Annotated in this window: 25 protein-coding genes; 5 read left to right on the top strand and 20 right to left on the bottom strand. The window is 74.4% G+C overall.

The window, feature by feature from the left end; translation table 11 throughout:
* Positions 1 to 95 precede the first annotated feature (95 nt).
* The 3 genes from AB6N24_RS15695 (at position 96) to AB6N24_RS15705 (ending at position 1,821) form a co-directional block, all read left to right on the top strand.
* Positions 96 to 524 carry a hypothetical protein gene (locus AB6N24_RS15695; RefSeq protein WP_412870322.1) on the top strand — a complete coding sequence of 143 codons (429 nt, stop codon included), beginning with the start codon at positions 96 to 98 and terminating at the stop codon, positions 522 to 524.
* On the top strand, positions 521 to 1,264 hold the full coding sequence (locus AB6N24_RS15700) for a S1C family serine protease (protein ID WP_412870323.1): 744 nt from the start codon (positions 521 to 523) through the stop codon (positions 1,262 to 1,264). The genes AB6N24_RS15695 and AB6N24_RS15700 overlap by 4 nt, the downstream gene beginning before the upstream one ends.
* 113 nt (positions 1,265 to 1,377) lie before the next feature.
* Positions 1,378 to 1,821, top strand: a complete 444-nt coding sequence (locus AB6N24_RS15705; RefSeq protein ID WP_412870324.1) for a hypothetical protein — start codon at positions 1,378 to 1,380, stop codon at positions 1,819 to 1,821.
* Positions 1,822 to 1,857: 36 nt separating this feature from the next.
* Here the strand turns inward: AB6N24_RS15705 and AB6N24_RS15710 are convergent, their stop codons facing one another.
* The 6 genes from AB6N24_RS15710 to AB6N24_RS15735 form a co-directional block, all read right to left on the bottom strand.
* Positions 1,858 to 2,658, bottom strand: coding sequence for an SseB family protein (locus AB6N24_RS15710; RefSeq protein WP_412870325.1), 801 nt, complete (start codon positions 2,656 to 2,658; stop codon positions 1,858 to 1,860).
* Entirely contained in the window at positions 2,655 to 3,395 is a 741-nt protein-coding gene (priA, locus tag AB6N24_RS15715; protein WP_412870326.1) for a bifunctional 1-(5-phosphoribosyl)-5-((5-phosphoribosylamino)methylideneamino)imidazole-4-carboxamide isomerase/phosphoribosylanthranilate isomerase PriA, read from the bottom strand. The genes AB6N24_RS15710 and priA overlap by 4 nt, the downstream gene beginning before the upstream one ends.
* 93 nt (positions 3,396 to 3,488) lie before the next feature.
* On the bottom strand, positions 3,489 to 4,136 hold the full coding sequence (gene hisH / locus AB6N24_RS15720) for an imidazole glycerol phosphate synthase subunit HisH (RefSeq protein ID WP_412870327.1): 648 nt from the start codon (positions 4,134 to 4,136) through the stop codon (positions 3,489 to 3,491).
* 87 nt (positions 4,137 to 4,223) lie between these two features.
* Entirely contained in the window at positions 4,224 to 5,036 is an 813-nt protein-coding gene (locus AB6N24_RS15725) for a hypothetical protein (RefSeq protein WP_412870328.1), read from the bottom strand.
* On the bottom strand, positions 5,033 to 5,641 hold the full coding sequence (gene hisB, locus AB6N24_RS15730) for an imidazoleglycerol-phosphate dehydratase HisB (RefSeq protein ID WP_412870329.1): 609 nt from the start codon (positions 5,639 to 5,641) through the stop codon (positions 5,033 to 5,035). Before hisB ends, AB6N24_RS15725 begins: the two co-directional genes overlap by 4 nt.
* On the bottom strand, positions 5,638 to 6,753 hold the full coding sequence (locus AB6N24_RS15735; protein WP_412870330.1) for a histidinol-phosphate transaminase: 1,116 nt from the start codon (positions 6,751 to 6,753) through the stop codon (positions 5,638 to 5,640). Before AB6N24_RS15735 ends, hisB begins: the two co-directional genes overlap by 4 nt.
* Positions 6,754 to 6,842: 89 nt before the next feature.
* Here AB6N24_RS15735 and AB6N24_RS15740 point away from each other — a divergent pair, with 89 nt between their 5' ends.
* Complete coding sequence (locus AB6N24_RS15740) at positions 6,843 to 9,095, top strand: RecQ family ATP-dependent DNA helicase (RefSeq protein ID WP_412870331.1); 2,253 nt, start codon at positions 6,843 to 6,845, stop codon at positions 9,093 to 9,095.
* 241 nt (positions 9,096 to 9,336) lie between these two features.
* Here AB6N24_RS15740 and hisD read toward each other — a convergent pair whose 3' ends face one another.
* Positions 9,337 to 10,659, bottom strand: coding sequence for a histidinol dehydrogenase (gene hisD / locus AB6N24_RS15745; protein WP_412870332.1), 1,323 nt, complete (start codon positions 10,657 to 10,659; stop codon positions 9,337 to 9,339).
* A 73-nt stretch (positions 10,660 to 10,732) separates the two neighbouring features.
* Between hisD and AB6N24_RS15750 the strand changes: the two genes are divergently transcribed.
* The gene (locus AB6N24_RS15750) at positions 10,733 to 10,981 is read left to right on the top strand and encodes an RNA-binding S4 domain-containing protein (protein WP_412870333.1); all 249 of its coding nucleotides are present in this window, start codon (positions 10,733 to 10,735) and stop codon (positions 10,979 to 10,981) included.
* Positions 10,982 to 11,100: 119 nt separating this feature from the next.
* On the opposite strand, the gene AB6N24_RS15755 is transcribed toward AB6N24_RS15750, so the two are convergent.
* The 13 genes from AB6N24_RS15755 to AB6N24_RS15815 form a co-directional block, all read right to left on the bottom strand.
* Positions 11,101 to 11,490: a pyridoxamine 5'-phosphate oxidase family protein gene (locus AB6N24_RS15755; protein WP_412870334.1), complete on the bottom strand. Its 390-nt coding sequence runs from the start codon at positions 11,488 to 11,490 to the stop codon at positions 11,101 to 11,103.
* An 11-nt stretch (positions 11,491 to 11,501) separates the two neighbouring features.
* Entirely contained in the window at positions 11,502 to 12,494 is a 993-nt protein-coding gene (locus AB6N24_RS15760) for an SRPBCC domain-containing protein (protein WP_412870335.1), read from the bottom strand.
* Entirely contained in the window at positions 12,491 to 12,853 is a 363-nt protein-coding gene (locus AB6N24_RS15765) for an ArsR/SmtB family transcription factor (RefSeq protein WP_412870336.1), read from the bottom strand. Before AB6N24_RS15765 ends, AB6N24_RS15760 begins: the two co-directional genes overlap by 4 nt.
* Before the next feature lie 264 nt (positions 12,854 to 13,117).
* A complete protein-coding gene (gene dnaE, locus AB6N24_RS15770) occupies positions 13,118 to 16,654 on the bottom strand; it encodes a DNA polymerase III subunit alpha (protein WP_412870337.1) in 3,537 nt (1,178 codons plus the stop codon).
* A 174-nt stretch (positions 16,655 to 16,828) separates the two neighbouring features.
* A complete protein-coding gene (locus AB6N24_RS15775) occupies positions 16,829 to 17,767 on the bottom strand; it encodes an RluA family pseudouridine synthase (protein ID WP_412870338.1) in 939 nt (312 codons plus the stop codon).
* Entirely contained in the window at positions 17,760 to 18,446 is a 687-nt protein-coding gene (gene lspA, locus AB6N24_RS15780) for a signal peptidase II (protein ID WP_412870339.1), read from the bottom strand. The genes AB6N24_RS15775 and lspA overlap by 8 nt, the downstream gene beginning before the upstream one ends.
* A gap of 22 nt (positions 18,447 to 18,468) precedes the next feature.
* Entirely contained in the window at positions 18,469 to 18,924 is a 456-nt protein-coding gene (locus AB6N24_RS15785; protein WP_396126392.1) for a TraR/DksA family transcriptional regulator, read from the bottom strand.
* 116 nt (positions 18,925 to 19,040) lie between these two features.
* Positions 19,041 to 19,715 carry a DivIVA domain-containing protein gene (locus AB6N24_RS15790; RefSeq protein ID WP_412870340.1) on the bottom strand — a complete coding sequence of 225 codons (675 nt, stop codon included), beginning with the start codon at positions 19,713 to 19,715 and terminating at the stop codon, positions 19,041 to 19,043.
* Between the two features lie 177 nt (positions 19,716 to 19,892).
* The gene (locus AB6N24_RS15795) at positions 19,893 to 20,177 is read right to left on the bottom strand and encodes a YggT family protein (protein ID WP_412870341.1); all 285 of its coding nucleotides are present in this window, start codon (positions 20,175 to 20,177) and stop codon (positions 19,893 to 19,895) included.
* Positions 20,178 to 20,180: 3 nt separating this feature from the next.
* Positions 20,181 to 20,669, bottom strand: coding sequence for a cell division protein SepF (locus AB6N24_RS15800; RefSeq protein ID WP_412870342.1), 489 nt, complete (start codon positions 20,667 to 20,669; stop codon positions 20,181 to 20,183).
* Between the two features lie 117 nt (positions 20,670 to 20,786).
* Positions 20,787 to 21,545 carry a peptidoglycan editing factor PgeF gene (gene pgeF / locus AB6N24_RS15805; RefSeq protein WP_412870343.1) on the bottom strand — a complete coding sequence of 253 codons (759 nt, stop codon included), beginning with the start codon at positions 21,543 to 21,545 and terminating at the stop codon, positions 20,787 to 20,789.
* 8 nt (positions 21,546 to 21,553) lie between these two features.
* Positions 21,554 to 22,807: a cell division protein FtsZ gene (gene ftsZ, locus AB6N24_RS15810; RefSeq protein WP_258726774.1), complete on the bottom strand. Its 1,254-nt coding sequence runs from the start codon at positions 22,805 to 22,807 to the stop codon at positions 21,554 to 21,556.
* 188 nt (positions 22,808 to 22,995) lie between these two features.
* Positions 22,996 to 24,024, bottom strand: a complete 1,029-nt coding sequence (locus tag AB6N24_RS15815) for a cell division protein FtsQ/DivIB (RefSeq protein WP_412870344.1) — start codon at positions 24,022 to 24,024, stop codon at positions 22,996 to 22,998.
* Positions 24,025 to 24,057: the final 33 nt, after the last annotated feature.

A 24,057-nucleotide genomic window follows, 5' to 3' on the forward strand; every position in this document is an offset into this window, starting at 1 on the left:
CGACGTGCCCGAACCCGACCAGCACGTTCTGCGCGTAGAGCGGCTGCACCTCGAGCAGGACACCGTCGTCCACGACGAGCTCGACCTACATCGTCGTGCTCACGCGCGCCCACGAGGAGCGCGCCGCGCAGTGGGAGCAGGTCGCCCGCACCACCGGCACGGAGCTCGCGCAGCAGCGCGTCGAGCTCGACGGGGCGATCGCGGAGCTCGAGGCGGTGCGCACCCAGCTCCAGACCGCGCAGACCCGGATCACCGAGCTGGCCGACGAGAAGGCGCAGATCGGCGACGAGCGCGAGGCGCAGCGGCAGCTCGTGGACTACCAGGCACGGGTCTCGGACGCCGCCGGCAAGGTCGCGGGAGCGCTCGACGTGTGCGTCGACGGCCAGTACCAGCTCATCAGCTACCTCGAGAACGCGGCCGCCTACGACGCGGCGGACCTCGCACGGTTCCGCACCGACGTGCAGCAGGTGTGCGGCGCGGCGCGCGACGCCAACGCCGCGCTGCAGCTCGAGCTCGAGCGATGAGCCGGGCGCGAGCCCGGTCCGGCGCCGTGCTGACGGCCGCCGCCTGCGTCGTCCTCGCGGGCTGCGGCGTCGTCCCGTCGATGCCCGGCCCGATGCCGAGCGACGTGGTGCCGTCGACCGTCGTGGCGCCGACCCCCACGCAGACCGGCAACCTGTCCCCCGACGGCTTCGACGCCGCGCAGCGCATGGCGGTGCGCATCCGGAACATCGGCTGCTCGTCGCTGTCCACCGGCTCGGGCTTCGCGATCGACGAGACGACCCTCATCACCAACCGGCACGTCGTCGCCGACTCCGCGGACCTGCACCTGAGCACGTACGACGGCCGGGACATCGCGGTGACCGCCGCGCAGACCGCCGCGCTCGCCGACCTCGCGGTGGTCCGCACCGCCGAGCCGCTGCCCGCCGCGCCCGTGCTCGCGGACGCCGACCCCGCGCCGGGCGACGCGGTGAGCGTCGTCGGGTACCCCAAGGGCGGGCAGCTCACGGTCACGAGCGGCCGCGTCATCGGCTCGACGACGGACCCGCTCAACGAGAACCTCGGCGAGGTGCTCGTGACCGACGCGCCCGTCGAGCCGGGCAGCTCGGGGTCGGCGGCGCTCGACAGCGAGGGCCGGGTCATCGGCGTCGTGTACGCCAAGAACACGACCGGTCAGAGCTTCGTGGTGCCCGTCAGCACGCTGCGCGCGCTCCTCGCCGACACGACGGCCTTCGCTCCCGCGACGTCCTGCACCTCGCCCTGAGCGACGGGCCACGGTGCCCGTACAGGCGGGTGTCCCGGTCGCGCGGCCCGGCCCGTTGTGGGGGCGTGCCGCGCGCTGCCACAGTGGGTCGACCGACGAGCCCGGGAGGAACCGTGTCCGAGACCCCGCACCCTGAGCGTCCCGGGCAGGCCGTCGAGGCCGAGCCGGCGCACGCGCACACGCGGTTCGACCACGCGGCCCTGACCCGTGCGGCCGGCGACAGCGGGACCGTGCGCCGGGTGTTCGGTGAGGCGTACGAGCGCGGCGGCGCGACGGTGATCCCCGTCGCGAAGGTGCTCGGCGCGGTGATGACCGGTTCGGGAACCGGCGAGGCCGTCGCGGGCGCCGGGGCGGGCAAGGGCGAGGGCGGCGGATCCGGCGGCGGTGGCGGGTACGCGACGCGCGTGCGGGCCGTCGGGGTCTACGTGGTCGACGACGACGGCGTGCACTGGCGCCCCGCGCTCGACCTCAACCGCGTGATCCTGGGCGGGCAGATCGTCGGCGCCGTGGTGCTCAGCACGCTCTCGCTGGCCTGGGCGCTGCGCCGGCGGCGGTAGTCCGGAGTCCGGCGGCGACGACGAACGCGCCGCCGCTCAGCCCGCGAGCAGCCGCAGCTCGAGCGAGTCGACGCGCAGCGTCACCGTCTCGTCGGCCGCCAGCGCCGCGTTGACCCGGCCGAGGACGCCGTCGAGACGCGCACGGTCCAGGCCGGGCACGAGGCGCAGCAGCACCGCGACCTCGGCACGGCGGCCGGGCCGGGCGTCGACCCCGAGCACCTCGGGCACCGCCCCGAGCGCGGCCCGCAGCGCAGCGCGCACGTCGGGGTCGACCTCGCGGTCGTCGGTCGCCCCGGTGCGCTCGGCCGCGTCGGCGCCGGACGGACCGGCGCCCCCCGCCCCGAGCGCCGGGCGGACGGCGGGCACCCAGTCCCGCTGCTGCGCGAGCGCCCACACTGCCGGTCGGGGAACGAGCACCGTGACCGGGCCGCCGGGGTCGAGGACGAGCAGCTCCCACCGCTCCTCGACGGCCGAGAGCGCCGCGCGTGCCACATCGGTCGGCACGGGCCGCGCGTCGGGCCGCCACGCCTGCATCGCCGCGACGGACGAGAAGACCGGCAGCGCGGTACGGCCGTCGGGCGCCTGGAGCGCCACGATCCCGGCCGACGCCTCCTTGTCCACGGTGTGCTGGTGCCCCCCGTGCTCGACGACGTCCGCGGCCTCGAGCTCCGCGAGGACCGGGACGAGCACCCGCGTCCCCGCGAGCGCGGCCACGACGCCCGCGAGCGAGCCGCGCCCGTCGCCGAGCGCCCGCAGGGCGTCCGCGAGCCGGGGGTCGCAGCTGCCGTCGTCCCCCGCGAACGCGGACGTCGGGGGCAGCTCGCGCGGAGCGGTCACGGCCGTCCGGCGACGTCGAGCGCCTCGGGCAGCGTGAACGCCCGGGCGTAGAGCGCCTTGCCGACGATCGCGCCCTCGACGCCGACCGGGACGAGGGCCCGCAGCGCCTCGAGGTCGGCGAGGCTCGAGATGCCGCCCGAGGCCACGACCGGGGCGCTCGTGCGCGCGCACACCTCGCGGAGCAGGTCGAGGTTGGGGCCGCGCAGGGTGCCGTCCTTCGTCACGTCGGTCACGACGTAGCGCGCGCAGCCGGCCTCGTCGAGCCGGGCGAGGACCTCCCAGAGGTCGCCGCCCTCCTGCGTCCAGCCGCGTGCGGCGAGCGTCGTCCCGCGCACGTCGAGACCGACCGCGATCGCCGCACCGTGGCTCGCGATGACCTTCGCCGTCCACTCGGGGTCCTCGAGCGCCGCGGTGCCGAGGTTGACCCGTGTCGCTCCCGTGGCGAGCGCGCGCTCGAGCGAGGCGTCGTCACGGATGCCGCCCGAGAGCTCGACCTTGACGCCCTTCGCGGACAGGTCCGCGGTGACCTCGGCCAGCAGCGGCGCGTTGGACCCGCGCCCGAAGGCGGCGTCGAGGTCGACGAGGTGGATCCACTCGGCACCGCCCGCGTGCCAGTCGAGCGCCGCGGCGAGCGGGTCGCCGTAGCCGGTCTCGGAGCCGGCCTCGCCCTGGACGAGGCGCACGGCCTGCCCGTCGGCGACGTCGACGGCGGGCAGCAGCTCGAGGCGGTCGGTCATGGGGGTCCTCTCGTCGGTGCCGTGCGGCACCTGCTCGGGTGGGTGGCCGGGGCGCGCCCGGCCCACGTGCCCCGGTGGTCGGGGCGCGGACGGTCAGCGCAGGGAGTCGACCCAGTTGGTCAGGAGCTGGGCACCCGCGTCACCCGACTTCTCGGGGTGGAACTGGGTCGCGGAGAGCGGGCCGTTCTCGACGGCGGCGACGAAGCGGTCGCCGTGCTCGGCCCACGTGACGCGCGGCGGCGCGAGCCGCTCCTCGGCGGAGCCCTCGGTCAGCGGGAACGTGCGCGCCGCGTAGGAGTGCACGAAGTAGAAGCGCTCGTCCTCGAGGCCCGCGAACAGCGTCGTGCCCTCGGGGGCGTCGACCGTCGCCCAGCCCATGTGCGGGACGACGTCGGCCTCGAGGCGGTCCACGAGGCCCGGCCACTCGCCGAGGCCCTCGGTCCGCACGCCGTGCTCGTCACCGGCCTCGAACATGACCTGCATGCCGACGCAGATGCCGAGCACCGGCCGGCCCCCGGCGAGCCGGCGGTCGACGATCTGGTCGCCGCGCACGTCACGCAGGCCGGACATGACCGCGGCGAACGCGCCCACCCCCGGGACGACGAGGCCGTCCGCCTCCGCGGCGGCGTGCGGGTCCGCCGTCAGCTCGACGTGCGCACCGACGCGTTCGAGGGCGCGGACGGCGGATCGGACGTTGCCGAAGCCGTAGTCGAGGACGACGACGCGAGGCTGGCTGGACACCCCCTCAGGTTACCGGGGCGCGCCGCAGGGTGCGGCCCGCGGGCGGCCCGTGAGACCGCCCGCCGGCCGCCGGTGGGCCCGGGCTCGTCAGCCCCGCGTCCCCCGCGCCGACTGCGCGAGCAGCCGCATGGCCTTCCAGCGCGAGAGCCCGACGCTCGTGACCACGCCCTCGACGTCGCCGACCGAGGCGCCCCCGAGCAGCAGGTCCTCCAGCACCGCGGGCGCGTCGGACAGCACGAGGCCCGCCGGCAGCTCCTCGCCCTTCTGCCCGCCGGCCCAGCGCGTCGCGGTGATCTGCCCGCTGCGGCGCTCGAGCAGGATCACGGGGACGGTCTTCAGCAGCTTCGAGATCGCCGCGGCGCCGTCCGGCCCGGTCCGGGGGTCGCGCAGGACCGCGAGCGCGCCGACCGGCGAGGGGACGACGTCGACCGCGACCCCGGCGAGCGCGCACGCCGCGGCGAGCGGGGCCGCGGCGGCGACCTGGGTCAGGACGAGCGTGACCGAGGGCGCCTCGGCGGCCGCGGGGTCGGTGAGCGACGCGAGGTCGTCCGGCACCGTGCTGCTCGGGTCGTCGTCCGCGGGGCGGTCGTCGTCCGCACGACGGTCGCCGGCCGCGCGCGCTGCGGCTGCGTGCGGGCTCGGCGCGACCTCCTCACCGTCCGTCGCGGGCGCCTGCGCGCTCGCCGCTCCCCCGACGCTCGACGCCGCCCCGTCGCGCCCGTGAGGATCGGTCGGGACGTCGTCGCCGGGCTCCGCCGTCGCGGGCCCGCGCGGGTCCGTCGCCGCCGTCGCGCCCGTCGGTGCGTCCGGCGCGTCGAAGAGTCCGGAGAGGTCGTCGGGGACCGTGAAGTCCTCGGGCAGCGCGTCGTCGTCCGGCCCGGGCCCCGTCCCCGCGCTCACAGGACACCCTTGGTGCTCGGGATGCCGCTGACGCGCGGGTCGGGCTGCACGGCGAGCCGGAGCGCGCGTGCGAGCGCCTTGAACTGCGCCTCGACGATGTGGTGCGGGTCCCGGCCGGAGAGCACGCGCACGTGCAGGCAGATGCCCGCGTGGTGCGCGATCGACTCGAGCACGTGGCGCGTGAGCGACCCCGTGAAGTGCCCGCCGATGAGGTGGTACTCCTGCCCCTCGGGCTCCCCCGAGTGCACGAGGTACGGACGCCCGGAGACGTCGACGACGGCCTGCGCGAGCGCCTCGTCGAGCGGCACGAGCGCGTCGCCGAACCGCGAGATGCCCCGCTTGTCGCCGAGCGCCTGACGCAGCGCCTCGCCGATCGCGATGGCGACGTCCTCGACGGTGTGGTGCACGTCGATGTGGGTGTCGCCGGTCGCGCGGACCGTGAGGTCGATGAGCGAGTGCTTGCCCAGCGCGGTGAGCATGTGGTCGTAGAACCCGACCGTCGTCGAGATGTCGGTCGTGCCGGTGCCGTCGAGGTCGAGCTCGACGAGCACGCTCGACTCGCTCGTCGTGCGCTCGACGCGCCCCGTCCGCTTGCCTGCGCTCACAGCGCTGCCACCTCCACCAGGGCGTCCTTGAACGCCGCCGTCTCCTCCGGGGTGCCGACCGACACCCGCAGCCATCCCGGGGGCCCGACCTCGCGGATCAGGACCCCCCGGTCGAGCAGACCCTGCCAGACCGCGTGCCGGTCGTCGAACAGGCCGAACAGCACGAAGTTCGCGTCCGAGTCCGCGACCGTCAGCCCTCGCTCGCGCAGCCACACCACGAGGGCGTCGCGCTCGTCGCGCAGCGACCCGACCTGGGCCATGAGCGCCGGCGCGTGCCGGAGCGCGGCCCGGGCGACCGCCTGCGTGACGGCCGACAGGTGGTACGGCAGGCGCACGACCCGCAGCGCGTCGACCAGCGCCGGCGCTGCGGCGAGGTACCCGAGGCGGGCGCCCGCGAGGCCGAACGCCTTGGACATCGTGCGGCTGACGGCGAGGTTCGGGTGCGCGGGCAGGAGCTCGAGCGCCGAGGGCGTGCCCGTGCGGCGGAACTCGCCGTACGCCTCGTCGACCACGACGACGCAGCCGCCCGGGACCTCGTCCGCGACGGCGAGTACCGCCTCGACGGTCGCGCGCGGGAGCGCCGTGCCGGTCGGGTTGTTGGGGCTCGCGAGCAGCACGACCGACGGCTGCTCGCGCGCGATCGTGGCGGCCACGGCGTCCGTGTCGAGGCTGAAGTCCTCGGCGCGCCGGCCCTCGACCCAGGCCGTCGACGTCGCGCGCGCGTACTCCGGGTACATCGAGTAGGTCGGGGCGAACGAGACCGCGGTCCGCCCCGGGCCGCCGAACGCCTGGAGCAGGTGCAGCATGACCTCGTTGGACCCGTTGGCCGCCCAGAGCTGCTCGGGGACGAGCGCGACGCCGGACTCGGTCGCGAGGTACGCCGCGAGGTCCTCGCGCAGGGCGAGGAAGTCCCGGTCGGGGTACCGGTTGAGCGTCGCGGCGGCCGCGGCGACGTCCCGGGCGATGTCCGCGACGACGTCCGGGGCGGGCGCGTACGGGTTCTCGTTCACGTTGAGCAGGTACGGCACGTCGAGCTGCGGCGCGCCGTACGGCGCGACCCCGACGATCTCGGGGCGCAGCGGCAGGACGGGTCGGGACGTGGGGGCGCTCACGCCACCGATCGTAGTCAGCGGCACGCGGGGCTCTCGCCTGCGGCCGACGAGCGGACGGTGTGTCCGAGGGTCGACCTACGATCGAGCGCATGACCCCTCGTGCGACGACCCTGCCCGACGTCGACCGCGGGGCGCTGCGCGAGGACGCGGAGCGGGCGCTGCGCGCGCTGGTCGGCCGCGAGGACGCGGTCCTGCGCGAGGACCAGTGGGTCGCGGTCGAGGCGCTCGTCGCGGACCGGCGCCGTGCGCTCGTCGTGCAGCGCACCGGGTGGGGGAAGTCGGCGGTGTACTTCGTCGCGACCGCGCTGCTGCGCGCGGGCGCCGGCGGCGCACAGCCCTCGGGACCCACCGTCATCGTCTCGCCGCTGCTCGCGCTCATGCGCAACCAGGTCGCCGCGGCCGCCCGAGCGGGGATCCGCGCCGAGACGATCAACTCCGCGAACGTGACCGAGTGGGACGCCGTGCACGAGCGCGTCGCGGCCGGCGAGGTCGACGTGCTGCTCGTCTCGCCCGAGCGGCTCAACAACCCGTCGTTCCGCGACACCGTGCTGCCCCGGCTCGCTGCCGACGCCGGGCTCGTCGTGATCGACGAGGCGCACTGCATCTCGGACTGGGGTCACGACTTCCGGCCCGACTACCGCCGCATCCGCACGCTGCTCGCCGACCTCCCGGCCGGCATCCCGGTGCTCGCGACCACCGCGACCGCCAACGCGCGCGTGACCGGCGACGTCGCGGAGCAGCTCGCGGTCCGCGGGCCGGGGGCGGACGACGGCGCCGAGACCTCCGGGCTCGAGGACGTTCTGGTGCTGCGTGGTCCCCTCGACCGCGAGAGCCTGCACCTGACCGTCGCCCGCCTGCCCGACACCTCGGCCCAGCTCGCGTGGCTCGCGCACAACCTCCCGCGCATCGACGGGTCCGGCATCGTCTACTGCCTCACGGTCGCGGCGGCGCAGCAGGTCACGGAGCACTTGCGGGCGAGCGGGCTCGACGTGCGCGCGTACACCGGGCAGACGGACCCCACCGAGCGCGAGGCCGCCGAGGCGGACCTGCTCGCGAACCGGGTCAAGGCGCTCGTCGCGACGTCGGCGCTCGGCATGGGCTTCGACAAGGGCGACCTCGCCTTCGTGGTGCACCTCGGGGCGCCGGCGTCGCCGATCGCCTACTACCAGCAGGTCGGGCGTGCGGGCCGTGCGACCGACCACGCCGAGGTCGTCCTGCTCCCCGGCCGGGAGGACCGCGCGATCTGGGACTACTTCGCGTCGATGGCCTTCCCGCCCGCGCAGGAGGTCCGGGCGACGCTCGCCGCGCTCGAGGCCCACGGCACGCTCTCGACCGCGGCGCTCGAGACGCACGTGTCGCTGCGGCGCAACCGCCTCGAGCTCATGCTCAAGGTGCTGGACGTCGACGGCGCCGTCCGCCGGGTCACCGGCGGTTGGCAGTCGACGGGCGAGCCCTGGGAGTACGACGCCGAGCGGTACGAGCGCGTCGCCGCGGCCCGCGCCGCGGAGCAGGAGTCGATGGTCGAGTACGTGCGCGGCGAGACCTGCCGCATGGCGTTCCTGCGCCGCGCGCTCGACGACCCGGAGCTGAGCGGGCCCGACGGCGAGGCGTGGCGGTGCGGCCGGTGCGACGTGTGCGGCGGCGCGAGCGCCGGGGTCGCGCCCGACGAGGCCGAGGTCGAGGCCGCCCGCGAGCGGCTCGCGGTCCCGGGCGTCGAGGTCGAGCCGCGGAAGATGTGGCCGTCCGGGATGGCGGCGCTCGGTGTCGAGCTCAGCGGGCGGATCGCCCCCGGGGTGCAGGCGTCGGCCGGCCGCGCGGTCGCGCGGCTCGACGGCATCGGGTGGGGCGGGCTGCTGCGCGACCTCTTCGCTGCTCCGGGTGGCTCCGGCGCCGGTCAGGACCCCGACGGCGACCACGGGCCGCGCGACGACGGGCTGCCCGTCCCCCTGCGCCGCCCGGTGGTCGAGGTGCTCGACGCGTGGCACCCGGACCCCGCGCCCGCGGGCGTCGTCCTCGTCGAGTCGTCGACGCGCCCGACCCTCGTGCGTCACCTCGCGGAGGGCGTCGCCCGCCACCTCGGCGTCCCCGTCGTGGGCGTGGTGCGCCCGGTCGACGGCGTCCCGCCCGGGCGACACGACGTCAACTCCGCGCAGCGGCTCGCCGGCGTGGCGCGCCGCCTCGAGCTGGACCTGTCCCCCGCGGCAGCGGCCGGGCTGCCCGGGCGCGCGGTCCTGCTCGTCGACGACCGGACGGACTCCGGCTGGACGCTCACGGTCGCGGCGCGGCTCCTGCGTGAGGCCGGCGCCGAGGCGGTCCACCCGTTCGTGCTCGCGGTGGGCTGACGCTCCGCCGCGCGCGAGCGCCGCGAGTCCGGGGCACGGCTCCAGCACGGCTGGACCCACCGGCCCAGCCAGGGGCCGGGCGGCTTGATTGGCCGGCCCGGCAGGCCCACAGGGCTCGACCAGCCGGCCCGGCAGCGCCACACGGCTCGACCGGCTGACCCGGCAGGGCCATGAGTCCGCTAGAGGGGCACCGTCCGGGACGGGCGACGCAGCGCTCTCCCTGCGCGCGGACGCGCCGGCCTCAGAAGCGGGCGCGGACCGCCTCGCCGTGCGCGGGCAGTCCCTCGGCCTCCGCGAACGCCACGATGCGGTCGGCGACCTCGTCGAGCGCGGTCGCGTCGTACTCGATGACCTGCACGGCGCGCAGGAACGAGTGCACGCCGAGCCCGCTCGTGAAGTGCGCGCAGCCGCCGGTCGGCAGCACGTGGTTCGACCCCGCCATGTAGTCGCCCAGCGACACCGGCGAGTACGGCCCGACGAAGATCGCCCCGGCGCTCGTCACCCGGTCGGCGACCGCCGCCGCGTCCGCCGTCTGGATCTCGAGGTGCTCCGCGCCGTACGCGTTGACGACCTCGAGGCCCGCGTCGAGGTCGTCGACGAGGACGATCGCGGACTGCGGACCGGACAACGAGGTCAGCACACGCGCGGAGTGCGGCGTGCTCGGCGCCCGGTCCCCCAGCTTGGCCGCGACCGCCCCGGCGAGCTCCGCCGACGGCGTCACGAGCACCGCGGCCGCGAGCGGGTCGTGCTCGGCCTGCGAGATGAGGTCGGCCGCGACGTGCACGGCGTCCGCGGTGCCGTCGGCGAGGATCGCGATCTCCGTCGGGCCGGCCTCCGAGTCGATGCCGACGACCCCGCGCACGAGCCGCTTGGCCGCCGCGACGTAGACGTTGCCGGGCCCCGTCACGACGTCGACCGGCTCGCACAGCACGGCACCGTCGACGTCGTCGGTGCCGTCGGCGCCGTAGGCGAACATCGCGACCGCCTGCGCCCCGCCGACCGCGTAGACCTCGTCGACCCCGAGCAGCGCGCACGTCGCGAGGATCGTCGCGTTGGGCAGCCCGCCCGAGTCCTTCTGCGGCGGCGACGCGACGGCGAGCGAGCCGACGCCGGCCTCCTGCGCGGCGACGACGTTCATGATCACCGACGACGGGTACACCGCGAGGCCGCCCGGCACGTACAGGCCGACGCGGCGCACCGGCAGCCAGCGCTGGCGCACCTGCGCACCGGGGCCGAGGTCGACCGTGAAGTCGGCCGGTCGCTGCGCGGCGTGCACCTTCCGGACCCGCACGATCGTCTCGTCGATCGCGGCACGGACGTCGGGGTCGAGCCCGTCGACCGCGGCGCGGATCTCCTCGGCGGGTACGCGCAGGTGCACGGGACGCACGCCGTCGAACCGCTCGGCGAGCTCACGCAGCGCCGCGGCACCGTGCGCGCGGACGTCCGCCAGGATCGGCGCCACGGTGACCGCGGCCGTCTCGACGTCCACCTCCGCACGCGGGAGGGTGTCGAGCAGCTCGCGACGGGACAGGGTGCGACCGCGCAGGTCGATCCGGGAGATCACGTCTCGAGTGTAGTGATCCGGGCGCGCGCGTCCCTTCGTCGTCCCGCGGCCCGCGACCGGGGAGGATGGGCGCATGAGCACACGTGAGCCCACCGGTCCGCCGCCCGAGGTCGTCGCCATCGCCGACGAGGGCATCCGCCTCGGCCAGTTCCTCAAGCTCGCCGGGCTCGCCGACTCGGGCGCGCACGCGCGCGAGCTGCTCGAGGACGAGGTCGTCACCGTCAACGGCGAGCCCGAGCAGCGCCGGGGCCGTCAGCTGCGCACGGGTGACGTGGTCGTCGTCGACCTGCCCGCCGGGCCCTCGAGCGCGGTCGTCGGCTGAGGGAGTCCCCCTCCGGGTGCGGCTCAGGCGGGCGGGTCGTCCTGGCGGACCGAGCCGAGGACCCCGGTCCTCAGCTGAGGGTGGCGCTTCCCGAGTGCGGCTCAGGCCGGCAAGTCGCCCTAGCGGACCGAGCCGAGGACCCGGTCGACCGCCAGGTGCAGGACCACACGCTCGGGCTGGAACGGCCGGGGCCGGTACCGGACCGCGTACGCCTCGACCGCCTCGGCGATCTCGTCGGGGTCGCGCGAGAGCGTGATCTCGCCCTCGAGCGTGAGCCACCGGCGCCCGTCCAGCTGGCAGACCGCGGCACGCACCGGACCCGCGGCGCCGGCGATGTGGCGTGCCTTGACCGACGTGACCTTGGTCGTCACGCGGACGCGCCCGCGCCCGGCGTCCCACGTGAAGCCGACCGGGACGACGTGCGGCGAGCCGTCGGGCCGCAGCGTCGAGAGCGTCGCCAGGTGCCGTTCGGTGACGAACGCGAGCTGGTCGGGCGTGAGTGCGAGCACGAGGCGCGAGTCTAGGCGCCGGGTGCGCCGCCCGCCTCGGCACGCACCCGGAGCCGGACCTCGCCCGGGCTTACGAGCTCGGTCCCGTCGGGGTCGACGTCGTCCGGGCCTCCGGCGGCGAGCCGGCCGCCCGAGCCGACCGCGCTGACGAGCGACTCGCGCAGCGCCTCGACGTCGCCCCAGGTCAGCGTCGCACCGACCGCAGGATCGACGGCGTCCGCGCTGCGCGGGACGACGGCGAGCCCGACGTGGCCCGGGACCCCGTGCAGCACGCGCGACCCGGGCGCCGCCCCCGTGGCGCCCTCGGACGTGCCGGCGCCGCGTGCGTCCCGTTTGCCGCCGTCGGGTGAGCGGTTGGCCGTGCCGCCCCCACCCGACGCCGCCTCTCCCTCGGTCCAGCCGAGCCACGCGTGGAGGAAGTCGGCCGTCGCCGCCGGGTCGACCGAGGCCAGCCCGCTGCCGGTTACCTCGACACGCACGGGACCGACCGCCGGGAGCAGCCCACGGTAGGCGGGGAGCAGCTCGTCGAAGCGGTCGACCCACTCGTCCTCGCGCCCGGCGAGCAGCAGCCCGAGGTGGTCGAGGAACGTGTGCCAGCCCGCGCCGTAGCCGCGCGCACCGCCGCGCGTCAGCCGTCGGTGCTCGACGAGCAGCACCGAGCCTGCGCCGCGCGGGTCGACGCGGGCTTCGATCTCGCTCGGGCTCTCCCCGGGGAACGACCACGACAGCAGCAGCCGGGCCGGCGACTCGCACGCGAGCACCTCGCCGGTCGCCCGGTCGGCCGCGGCGTCGGCGCTGCCTTCGTCGGCGATGTCGAGCGTGTACGCACCGCCGACGCGCAGGTCGCCGCTGAGCCGGCCGAGCCACCGCTCGACGCGCGCCGGTTCGGTGAGCGCCGACCAGAGGTCCGTGGGCGGCACCGCGAAGGTCCGCTCGAAGCGCACCCGCGCCTCGTGTCCCTCGGCGGTGAGCAGTCCGAGCTCGTCGAGCATGCGTGACGTCATGGCCGTACCTCCTGGTCGTGGGTCGGGTCCGCGCTCCGCGCCTGCCGCAGGCCACGCGCGACCTCCGTCTCGAGCGCGTCGAGCCGCTGGTCCCAGAAGCGGCGGACGCCGCGGACCCACTGCTCGACCTCGGTGAGCGACTCTGCACGCACCGAGTACAGGCGGCGCTGGCCGTCGACGACAGACTCGACGACGCCGGCCTCGCGCAGGACGCGCAGGTGGCGGGACGCACCGGGCTGACTCACGCCGAACTCGGCTCCGACAGCCGTCGCGAGCTCGCCCGCGGTGCGTTCGCCGTCCCCGAGGAGCTCGACGAGCCGCCGCCGTACGGGGTCCCCCAGTGCATCCATCGCCTGCATGACCCGACTATTTCACTCAGAGTTATATAACGCAAGAGTCATAGACCCGCAGGATGCCCTCGCACGCCCGACCTGCTGCCCTGCCCGAGGCACGGCATTGCCCGAGGCACGGCATTGCCCGAGGCACGGCATTGCCCGAGGCACCGCCCTGCTTGAGGCACCGCCCTGCTTGAGGCACCGCCCTGCTTGAGGCACCGCCCTGCTTGAGGCACCGCCCTGCCTGAGGCGCAGCCCACGGACGCGCGCTCACGCCGGAAACTCCGGTCAGGGCGTCGCGAGGCAGCTCGGACCGAGCAGCGCCTTCAGGTCACCGAACAGCGACGGCGACCGCTCCACGCGCAGCCCCTCGTCGAGCCGCATGACCGTCGCCCGCCCCGGGCTCGTGAGCCGCAGGTGCACCTCCGTGACACCGGGGTGCGTCGAGAGCACCTCGCGCAGCCGCTCCACGACGGGCGCCGTGCACCGCGCGACGGGCAGCGTCAGGACGACCGGGGAGTCCGCCGCCGCGGACACGTCCGGGATCGACACCTCCATCGCCTGGAGCTGCATGGTCTCGTCCCGGCGCCGCACCCGGCCGCGCACGACCACGACGGCGTCCTCGGCGAGCGCGGTCGAGTACGCGAGGTACGTCTCGCCGAAGAACATGATCTCGACCGCGCCCTCCATGTCCTCGAGCGTGACGGCGGCCCACGGGTTGCCCTGCTTCGACATCTTCCGCTGCAGCGACGTGACGAGGCCGGCGACGACGACCGTCGAGCCGTCCGGGCGGGCCTCGTCGGCGTTGAGCGTCGCGATCGACACGTCCGCCGCGGCCGCCAGCACGTGCTCGAGCCCCGAGAGCGGGTGGTCCGAGACGTAGAGCCCGAGCATCTCGCGCTCGAACTGCAGCCGCTGCTTCTTGTCCCAGTCCGGCAGGTCCGGGATCACGACCGAGAAGCCCGGTCCCTCGTCGTCACCGCCGAGGTCGGCGAAGAGGTCGAACTGCCCCTCGGCCTCCTTGCGCTTGACGCCGATGACCGAGTCGACGGCCTGCTCGTGCACGAGCAGCAGCGCTCGGCGCGCGTGGCCGAGCGAGTCGAACGCGCCCGCCTTGATGAGCGACTCGATGGTCCGCTTGTTGCAGACGACCGCCGGCACCTTGTCGAGGAAGTCGGTGAAGGACGTGAACGCGCCCTTCTCCTCGCGCGTGCGCACGATCGCGTCGACGACGTTCGCGCCGACGTTGCGCACCGCGGTCAGGCCGAAGCGGATGTCGACGCCCACGGCGGTGAAGTTGGCCGACGAGGAGTTCACGTCGGGCGGCAGGACCGTGATGCCCATGCGCCGGCACTCGCCGAGGTACAGCGCCGACTTGTCCTTGTCGTCGCGCACGCTCGTGAGCAGCGCGGCCATGTACTCGGTCGGGTAGTTCGCCTTGAGGAACGCCGTCCAGTAGGACACGACGCCGTACGCCGCGGAGTGCGCCTTGTTGAACGCGTACCCGGCGAACGGGACCAGCACGTCCCACACCGCCTGGATGGCCTTGTCGGAGTAGCCCCGCTCGCGGCACCCGGCCTGGAAGGGGATGAACTCCTTGTCGAGCACCTCCTTCTTCTTCTTGCCCATCGCGCGGCGCAGCAGGTCGGCCTGGCCGAGCGTGTAGCCCGCGAGCTTCTGCGCGGCGCGCTGGACCTGCTCCTGGTACACGATCAGGCCGTGCGTGATGCCGACGACCTCCTCGAGCGGCTCGGCGAGCTCGGGGTGGATGGGCTCGATCTGCTGCAGGCCGTTCTTGCGCAGCGCGTAGTTGATGTGCGAGTTCATGCCCATCGGGCCCGGGCGGTAGAGCGCGATGACGGCCGAGATGTCCTCGAAGTTGTCGGGGCGCATCTGGCGCAGCAGGGACCGCATCGGGCCGCCGTCGAGCTGGAACACCCCGAGCGTGTCGCCGCGCCCGAGCAGCTCGTAGGTCGGCGGGTCGTCGAGCGCGACCTCCTCGATGAGGATCGGGTCCTTGCCGTTCATCTCGATGTTCTCGAGCGCGTCGTCGAGGATCGTGAGGTTGCGCAGCCCGAGGAAGTCCATCTTGATCAGGCCGAGGGCCTCGGACGACGGCTGGTCGAACTGCGTGATGATCGCGCCGTCCTGCGGGCGGCGCATGATCGGGATGATGTCGAGCAGCGGCTCGCTCGACATGATGACGCCGGCCGCGTGCACGCCCCACTGGCGCTTGAGGTTCTCCAGGCCGCGCGCGGTCTCCAGGACCCGCTGGGCCTCGGGGTCCGCCTGCACGACCTGCCGGAACTCCTCGGCCTCGGCGTACCGCGGGTCGTCCGGGTTGTAGATGCCCTTGAGCGAGATGTCCTTGCCCATGACCGCGGGCGGCATCGCCTTGGTGAGCTTCTCCCCCATCGCGAACGGGAAGCCCAGCACGCGCGAGGCGTCCTTGAGGGCCTGCTTCGCCTTGATCGTGCCGTAGGTGACGATCTGCGCGACGCGGTCCTCGCCGTACTTCTCGGTCACGTACCGGATGACCTCGCCGCGCCGGCGCTCGTCGAAGTCGACGTCGACGTCGGGCCACGAGACGCGCTCGGGGTTGAGGAAGCGCTCGAAGATCAGGCCGTGCTCGAGCGGGTCGAGCTCGGTGATGCCCATCGCGTACGAGGCCATCGACCCGGCCGCGGAGCCACGGCCCGGTCCGACGCGGATGCCCTGGTCCTTGGCCCAGTTGATGAAGTCGGCGACGACGAGGAAGTAGCCGGAGAACCCGAGCTGCGTGATGACGCCGGTCTCGTAGTCGGCCTGCTTGCGCACGTCGTCGGGGATCGCGCCCTTGTACCGGCGCTGGAGGCCCGACTCGACCTCCTTGATGAACCACGACTGCTCGTCCTCGCCCGGCGGCACCGGGAAGTTCGGCATGTAGTTGGCGTTGGTGTTGAACTCGACCTCGCACTGCTCCGCGATGCGCAGCGTGTTGTCGCACGCCTCGGGGAGCTCGGCCCACTTGCGCCGCATCTCCTCGGCGGACCACAGGTAGAACTGGTCGGTGTCGAACTTGAAGCGGTCGGGGTCCGCGAGCGTCGAGCCCGACTGGACGCACAGCAGCACCTCGTGCGCGTGGCTGTCCTCGTGGCGCGTGTAGTGCAGGTCGTTCGTCGCGACGAGCGGCGCGTCGATGACCTCGGCGAGCCGGCGCAGGTCCTTGATGACCCGCTGCTCGATCTCGAGCCCGTGGTCCATCAGCTCGACGTAGAAGTACTCCTTGCCGAAGATGTCCTGGAACTCGCCCGCGGCCCGCACGGCCTCGTCGAACTGCCCGAGCCGCAGGCGCGTCTGCACCTCGCCCGACGGGCAGCCGGTGGTGGCGATGAGGCCCTTCGAGTACCGGCTCAGCAGCTCGCGGTCCATGCGCGGCCACTTGCCCATCTGGCCCTCGAGCGACGCGAGCGAGCCGAGCCGGAACAGGTTGTGCATGCCCTCGGTGGTCCGGGACAGGATCGTCATGTGCGTGTACGCGCCGCGCGCCGAGACGTCGTCGCTCGCCTGGTGCGCCTCGCCCCACCGCACGCGGGTCTGGTCGAACCTGCTGGTCCCGGGCGTCAGGTACGCCTCGATGCCGATGATCGGCTTGATGCCGTGCGCCTTGGCGCGCGACCAGAAGTCGAACGCGCCGAACAGGTAGCCGTGGTCGGTGATCGCCATGGCCGTCTGGCCCAGACGCTCGGCCTCGGTGAAGAGGTCCTCGACGCGGGCCGCACCGTCGAGCATCGAGAACTCGGTGTGTGCGTGGAGGTGGACGAAGTCAGATCCTCCAGAAGCCATGCGGGCCATCCTAGGTCGTCCCGCCGACACCTCCGGCGGGTCGCGAGCGTGTCGCGGGGTGGCCTCCCGCACACCCGCGCCACCGCCGCGCGGCCGCCTCCCCCGCTGCGGCGCGTCGACCCGGCGTGTCGCGGGACGACCGCGTCGCGCGCCGCTCGTCGACGGACGCCGCGGTCAGCGGAAGCCGTCGCCGAGGACCTCGAGCGCGCGCGCGAGGTCGTCCGGGTAGGAGCTCGTGAGCTCGAGCCAGGTGCCGCTCGTCGGGTGGTCGAAGCCCAGCCGCATCGCGTGCAGCCACTGCCGTGTCAGCCCGGTGCGGGCCGCGAGGGTCGGGTCGGCGCCGTAGGTCAGGTCGCCGACGCACGGGTGGCGCAGGGCCGCGAAGTGCACGCGGATCTGGTGCGTGCGCCCGGTCTCGAGGTGCACCTCCACGAGCGAGGCCGAGGGCAGCATCTCCAGCACCTCGTAGTGGGTGACCGACGGCTTGCCGTCCGCGACGACCGCGAACTTCCAGTCGGAGCTCGGGTGCCGTCCGATCGGCGCGTCGATCGTGCCCGTGGTCGGCTCCGGGTGACCCTGCACGAGCGCGTGGTAGACCTTCTCGACGGTGCGTTCCTTGAACGCCCGCTTGAGCACCGTGTAGGCGTACTCGCTCTTCGCGACGACCATGAGGCCCGACGTCCCGGCGTCGAGCCGGTGCACGATGCCCTGCCGCTCGGCGGCGCCCGACGTCGAGATCCGGTACCCGGCGGCGGCGAGCGCGCCCACGACCGTCGGACCCTCCCACCCCGGCGAGGGGTGGGCCGCGACGCCGACCGGCTTGTCCACGACCACGAGGTCGTCGTCGTCGTGCACGATGCGCATGCCCGGGACCGGCTCGGGCACGACCTCGACGGCAGCGGCCTCGCGCTCGTCGGGGATCTCGACCTCGAGCCACGACCCGGCGTGCAGCCGGTCCGACTTGCCGGCCTCGCGTCCGTCGACCCGGACGGCTCCCGCGCCGGCGAGCTCGGCGGCGCGCGTGCGTGAGAAGCCGAGCAGTCGCGCCAGCGCGGCGTCGACCCGCTCGCCGGCGAGCCCGTCCGGCACCGGGAGGGAGCGCGTCTCAGCCATCGGTGCGCACGGGGCCGTCGAGCGGGCCGGCGGCCGTCGCGGGCGCGACGTGGGTCCCGGCGGCGGGCTGGTCGGGCGCCGTCGCCGTCCCGTCCTCGCGGGCGGCCCCGGCCCCCGTCCCCGGCGCGTCGGGCGCAGGCGCGGCGTTCTCGCGCGTGCCGTCGAGCGCGATGCCCCGCACCGCGAGCAGCATGATGAGCCCCGCGGCGCCGACGATCGCGATGTCGGCGACGTTCCCCACGAACACGTTCCCGTACGCGATGAAGTCGACGACGTGACCGCGCGCGACGCCCGGCTCGCGGAAGAACCGGTCGACCAGGTTCCCCAGCGCGCCGCCCAGCAGGAGGCCGAACGCGACCGCCCAGCCGCGCGACCCGAGCCGGCGCGAGGCACGGATCACGACCACCACGACGACGGTCGCGACGAGCGTCAGCAGCCAGGTCTGGCCGTTCGCGATCGACAGCGCCGCGCCCGGGTTGAACACCAGGCGCAGCCCCAGGAGGTCGCCGACGAGGGGGATCCGCTCGGTCTCGCTCAGCTCCCGCAGAGCGACGACCTTCGTCAGCTGGTCGAGCGCGAGGACCCCGACCGTCAGGCTCGTGAGCAGCACGAGCAGTCGACGCCGGTGGGCCGGGTCGGTGCGGTCAGGGGTCGGCTCTACCTCGGGCGTCGTGGACATCGAGGACGAGTCTACGGGCGCGTCAGCGACGCTCCTCGCGCTGCTTGCACTCGACGCACAGCGACGCGCGCGGGAACGCCTGCACGCGAGCCTTGCCGATCGCCTTGCCGCACGACTCGCACGTGCCGAACGTGCCGGCCGAGATGCGCGCGAGCGCGTGGCTCGACTGGGTCAGCAGGTCGCGCGTGTTGTTGACGAGCGTGAGCTCCTGCTCGCGCTCCAGCGCACTCGACCCGGAGTCGGCCTGGTCGTCGCCGGCGCCGTCGCCCGAGTTGCGCAGAAGGTCGGACAGCTCGGCGTCCGCGGCGCTGAGCTCCGCGGTCAGCCGGTCGACGTCGCCGATCAGCTCGTCGGCGACCGCCTGCACCTCACGAGCGGTCCAGGGCTTCTCGCCGTCCCGGACCGGGAAGCCGCGGACCGCCTTGGCGAGGTCCGGAAAGTCGTGCGATGCGGTCGTCGTGCCGACCGAGTCCTTGATGGCCACGAGCACCCTCTCGTTGTGAGTCACGCGAGACTATGCGCCCGAGTCAGCACGCACAACACACCACGCCGGTCGACGGACCGGACGTGGTGTGCTGTGGGCAGAGCTGCTGGTCAGAGGGTGCGACCCTCGCCCACCGGCTGGGCGTTCTGACCACTGCGCGGCGGGAGCGCCGAGCCGCGGTTGTCGAGGTCCCCGAGCAGGTTCTCGAGGTAGCTCTTGAGGCGCGTGCGGTAGTCGCGCTCGAAGACCCGGAGCTCGTCGATCTTGCGCTCCAGCAGGGACCGCTCCTGCTCGAGCTGACCGAGGGTGCGGGCCGACGTCTCCTCGGCCTCGCGCACGATCCGGGCGCCCTGCGACTTGGCCTCGGAGATGAGCCGGTCGCTCTCCTCCTGGCCGCTGCGCACGTAGTCGTCGTGCAGCTTCTGCGCGAGGGCCAGCATGCCCGTCGCGGACTCCGGCTCGTTGGGCCGGCCCTGCTGGACGGGGGCCACGGCCACCGGCGCGGGAGCGATCGGCGCCGCGACGACCTGGCGCTCCGGCTCGGGCTCGGGCAACGGCTTCGGCGCGGGGGCCGCCTGCTGCGCACCCGCCCGGCTCAGCTCCGCGATCCGGCGCTCGGCCGCCGCGAGCTTCGTCTTGAGGTCGTCGTTCTCGCCCTGGAGGTCCCGGAGGGTGTTGACGACCTCGTCGAGGAAGTCGTCGACCTCGTCCTGGTCGTACCCCTCTCTGAACTTGGTCGCCTGGAACTTCTTGTTCAGGACGTCGTCTGCGGTCAGCAGTGCCATCGTCGTCACCTCTTCGGTCGCACTTGGTCAAGCCGGTGGGCAGTCCACCGACCGCCTCGGCTCACGGTAGCGGACATTGCGGGACGAGCACGCGACCCGCCACGCCCACCCAGGACGTGCGGTCGCGCGGGTCGCCGACGAACCGGACGAACCGGACACGCGGCCGACCCGTGGTGGTCAGATGCGGCTCAGGACAGCCATCAGCACGTAGCACGCGAGCATCAGGACCAGGAACGCGAGGTCCAGGCGCACGGTCCCGATGGTCAGTGGGGGCAGGACGCGCCGCAGCGCGCGCAGCGGCGGGTCGGTGACCGTGTAGGTCGCCTCCGCCACGACGAGAGCGACACCGCGCGGCCGCCACTCGCGCGCGAAGAACTGCACCCAGTCCAGCACGAGCCGGATCAGGAGCAGGATGACGAAGACGAAGACGACGAGGTACAGCAGGTCGGCGACGAAGGACACGCGTCAGCTCTGGTTGAAGAAGCCGGTGCGGACCGGCTCGACGGGCGCGGGCTGCTCCTCGCCGGTCACCTCGACGTGCGCCGGCGACAGCAGGAACACCTTGTTGGTGACCCGCTCGATCGCCCCGTGCAGCCCGAAGATGAGGCCGGCGGAGAAGTCGACGAGCCGCTTGGCGTCCGCCTCGTCCATGTCGGAGAGGTTCATGATCACGGGCGTGCCCTCACGGAACGCCTCGCCGATCTTGCGCGCGTCGTTGTACGAGCGCGGGTGGATCGTCGTGATCCGGCGCAGCTCACCCGTCTCCGGGTGCACGTCGTGCGCCGGTGCCACCGACCGCGTCGCCGTCGGGCGGTGCAGCGGTGTCACCTGGGCCTCGTACTCGTGCGCCACGTCGGCCTCCAGGTCGTCGTACTCGTCGACGTACTCCTCGTGCTCGCCCCGGTCGTCGGCGAGGCCGAGGTACAGCATCGTCTTGCGCAGTGCTCCGGCCATCGCGGTCTCCCCATCCCCCGAACTGATCTGTCCAGCGACTTTCACGCTAGCAACGTCGGAGGATCGTGACCCCGCGACACGCGCGGCGCCTCTCGACTTACCGTAGATCACCCGAGATCACCCGGACGAGCGAACCACCCCCGCGAACCTGCCCGTGGTCGTGCCGCCGCGGGTCGCGCGCCGGTGCGAGAAGAACCGCGCGTCGCGCACCGTGCACGCGTCGATGCTGGTCACGTCGCCGACACCGGCCCGGGTGAGCACCGCGCACGCCCCGGCGGGCAGGTCGAGCGCGGGGGTCCCCCACGCGGTCGTCGCCCAGGTCTCGGGAACCGCTGCCGCGACCTGCGCGCGCAGCTCGGCGGGCACCTCGTACTCGGCCCCGCTGACCGCGGGGCCCACGACGGCCCGGACGTGCTCGAGGCGGGCGCCGGCGGCGGTCAGCGCCCGCACCGCCGCCTCGAGCACCCCGCGCTCGAGGCCCTGCCGACCGGCGTGCGCCACACCGACGACGCCCACGACGGCGTCGGCGAGCAGGACCGGCACGCAGTCGGCGACCAGCACCCCGAGCCCGACGCCCGGGCGCGCGGCGACGAGGGCGTCCGCGACGCCGACCTCGACCTGCCCGGGAGCCGGCTCGTGCTCGAGCGTGAGGACGTCCGCACCGTGGACCTGCGCGGCGAACGCGACGCGACCGCCGAGCCACCGCTCGACGCGCCCGCGGTTGACGAGCACCCGGTCGGGGTCGTCGCCGACGTGCAGCCCGAGGTCGAGCGAGTCCCACGGGGCGGAGCTCGCCCCGCCCGTGCGGGTCGTGAAGCCGGCACGGACGCCGGGGCCCAGGTCGACCTCGAGCACGTCGACCGCGTGCGCGCCCACCCGTGCGGCTACTTGAGGAAGTCGGGGACGTCCAGGTCCTCGCTCGGGCGGCGCGTCACGCGCTCCTCCTCGAACACGCGCGGGACCTCGAGCTGGCCGGTCGCCGGCGCGGGCTCGTGCTCGCTCGCGAGGAACGCCGGGACCTGGCGCGGCGCGGCGTGCACCGGCGCCGAGCCCACGCGCACGACGTCGTCGTCCGTGGGGACCGGTCGCGGGGCGGCGTGCGACGGGACCGTCACCGGCGGCGCGAGCCGCGGCGGCGCCGAGCTCCCGCTCACCTGGCCGAGCCCGCGGGACTCGCGCCGCACGACCGGGGAGCCGCCGTCGAAGCCGGCCGCGATCACCGTGACGCGCACCTCGTCGCCGAGGGCGTCGTCGATCACGGCGCCGAAGATGATGTTGGCCTCGGGGTGCGCGGCCTCCTGGACGAGGCGCGCGGCCTCGTTGATCTCGAACAGGCCGAGGTCGGAGCCGCCCTGGATCGACAGCAGCACGCCGTGCGCGCCGTCGATGCTGGCCTCGAGCAGCGGGGAGGAGATCGCGAGCTCGGCCGCCTGCACGGCGCGGTCCTCGCCACGCGCGGAGCCGATGCCCATGAGCGCCGAGCCGGCGCCCTGCATGACGGACTTCACGTCGGCGAAGTCGAGGTTGATCAGGCCCGGGGTCGTGATGAGGTCGGTGATGCCCTGGACGCCCGAGAGCAGCACCTGGTCCGCCGAGTGGAACGCGTCGAGCACCGAGACGGACCGGTCCGAGATCGACAGGAGCCGGTCGTTCGGGATGACGATGAGCGTGTCGACCTCGGCGCGCAGCGCGTCGATGCCGGAGTCTGCCTGCACGGAGCGGCGCCGACCCTCGAAGGTGAACGGGCGCGTGACGACACCGATGGTCAGGGCGCCGAGCGAGCGGGCGATCCGGGCGACGACCGGCGCGCCACCGGTCCCGGTGCCGCCGCCCTCGCCCGCGGTGACGAACACCATGTCCGCGCCGCGCAGGACGTCCTCGATCTCCTCCGCGTGGTCCTCGGCGGCCTTCTTGCCGACCTCGGGGTCCGCGCCGGCGCCGAGGCCGCGCGTGAGCTCGCGGCCCACGTCGAGCTTGACGTCGGCGTCCGACATGAGGAGCGCCTGGGCGTCCGTGTTGATGGCGATGAACTCGACACCCTTGAGGCCGACCTCGATCATGCGGTTGACGGCGTTGACGCCGCCACCGCCGATGCCGACGACCTTGATGACCGCCAGGTAGTTCTGCGGAGCTGCCACGGTGGGTGCCTCTCGTTGTGCGCCAGTGCTGCGGGTGTGCGGAGCCGGGATCTGACCCCTGCACCCGCCGAAACCTTCACCCTCTACTAGAGGGTTATAGTTATGTCAGGTGCTTCTTGTCGTGACGGTAGGTGCGTCGCGCGCCGGGATCAACGACCACCCCGGGCGTGTCGGCGATGTCGCGGCCGTCACCGGGTGATCGGCAGCGTCGGGGCGGACACGTCGAACACCGCGGCGCCCGCGCTCGTCGGCGCCGCGCGCAGCGCCTGCAGCACCGCGATCTTGAGCGCCGTCTCGTGCGCGCTCCCCCACACGACCTCCGCGCCGTCGCGCAGCACCATCGACACCGTGTCCTGCGTCTCCGCCGACACCTCCCCGACCTGCCCGAGCAGGTCCGGCGGCAGCGCCTCGAGCACGGCGAGCACGGCCCGCAGCGTGCGGGCGTCGCCCACCGGGACCCGCACCACGGGCAGCCCCTCGGGCGGGACGTCGACACGCCCGACCTGGATGCCCTCCATGTCGAGCAGCGCGAAACCCGCGACGGGACCGTCCGGGGCGGCCGCCGAGGTCGACGGCGGCTCGGGGACCGCGGCGACGGGCTCGCGCGACACGAGCTCGACCACGAGGCCGCGCGGCCAGTCGCGCAGCACGCGCGCCTCGCGCACGCCCGGCACCTGGAGGACGTCGTCGCGCAGCGCCACGGTGTCGAGGCGCGGGAGCGGGGTGCCCGTACGGCCGCCGACGACCGCGGCGACCTGGTCGACCGCCACGACCGTGCCCGCCCCGGAGATCGCGACCCGCGCCGGGTCGAGCGCGAGGACCGGCGAGAGCAGCAGGAGCCACGCGAGCGCGCCGACCGCGACGAGCGCGCTCGCACCGATCACGACCTGACGCACCGCGAGCCGGCGGCGCGCCCGCGCCCGCTCCGCGAACCGCTCGGCGGACCGCTCCGAGACGACGGAGGCCCGCACGGGCAGCGAGAAGCCGCGCCGGCCGGCCGTGTACGTCGTCACGGTCGGCGCGTGCGGGTCGAGGACCTGGGGCTGGCCCCCGGTGTCGGGGGCGCGCTCCCGCACGGGCCGCGGACCCGAGGGCCGCAGCGGCGTCGGGACGGTCCGGTGCTCGCCCGTCGCGCGGGGCTCGCCGGACGCCGTGCGCTGCGGGCCCGTCGACGGGCGCGGCTCGCCGGACGCGGTGCGCTGGGGGCCCTGTCTCAAATACACAACTCCGAGCCCACGAGACCGTCACCT

Source organism: Cellulomonas jepli, assembly GCF_047229345.1.
Taxonomy (GTDB): domain Bacteria; phylum Actinomycetota; class Actinomycetes; order Actinomycetales; family Cellulomonadaceae; genus Cellulomonas_A.

What these genes read in the sequence shown, in the direction of transcription:
- AB6N24_RS15700 (WP_412870323.1), top strand. Translation starts at nt 521, where the DNA reads ATGAGCCGGGCGCGAGCCCGGTCCGGCGCCGTGCTGACGGCCGCCGCC.
- priA (WP_412870326.1), bottom strand. Translation starts at nt 3,395, where the DNA reads ATGACCGACCGCCTCGAGCTGCTGCCCGCCGTCGACGTCGCCGACGGG.
- AB6N24_RS15740 (WP_412870331.1), top strand. Translation starts at nt 6,843, where the DNA reads ATGACCCCTCGTGCGACGACCCTGCCCGACGTCGACCGCGGGGCGCTG.
- AB6N24_RS15750 (WP_412870333.1), top strand. Translation starts at nt 10,733, where the DNA reads ATGAGCACACGTGAGCCCACCGGTCCGCCGCCCGAGGTCGTCGCCATC.
- AB6N24_RS15760 (WP_412870335.1), bottom strand. Translation starts at nt 12,494, where the DNA reads ATGACGTCACGCATGCTCGACGAGCTCGGACTGCTCACCGCCGAGGGA.
- AB6N24_RS15765 (WP_412870336.1), bottom strand. Translation starts at nt 12,853, where the DNA reads ATGCAGGCGATGGATGCACTGGGGGACCCCGTACGGCGGCGGCTCGTC.
- dnaE (WP_412870337.1), bottom strand. Translation starts at nt 16,654, where the DNA reads ATGGCTTCTGGAGGATCTGACTTCGTCCACCTCCACGCACACACCGAG.
- AB6N24_RS15775 (WP_412870338.1), bottom strand. Translation starts at nt 17,767, where the DNA reads ATGGCTGAGACGCGCTCCCTCCCGGTGCCGGACGGGCTCGCCGGCGAG.
- lspA (WP_412870339.1), bottom strand. Translation starts at nt 18,446, where the DNA reads ATGTCCACGACGCCCGAGGTAGAGCCGACCCCTGACCGCACCGACCCG.
- AB6N24_RS15790 (WP_412870340.1), bottom strand. Translation starts at nt 19,715, where the DNA reads ATGGCACTGCTGACCGCAGACGACGTCCTGAACAAGAAGTTCCAGGCG.
- AB6N24_RS15800 (WP_412870342.1), bottom strand. Translation starts at nt 20,669, where the DNA reads ATGGCCGGAGCACTGCGCAAGACGATGCTGTACCTCGGCCTCGCCGAC.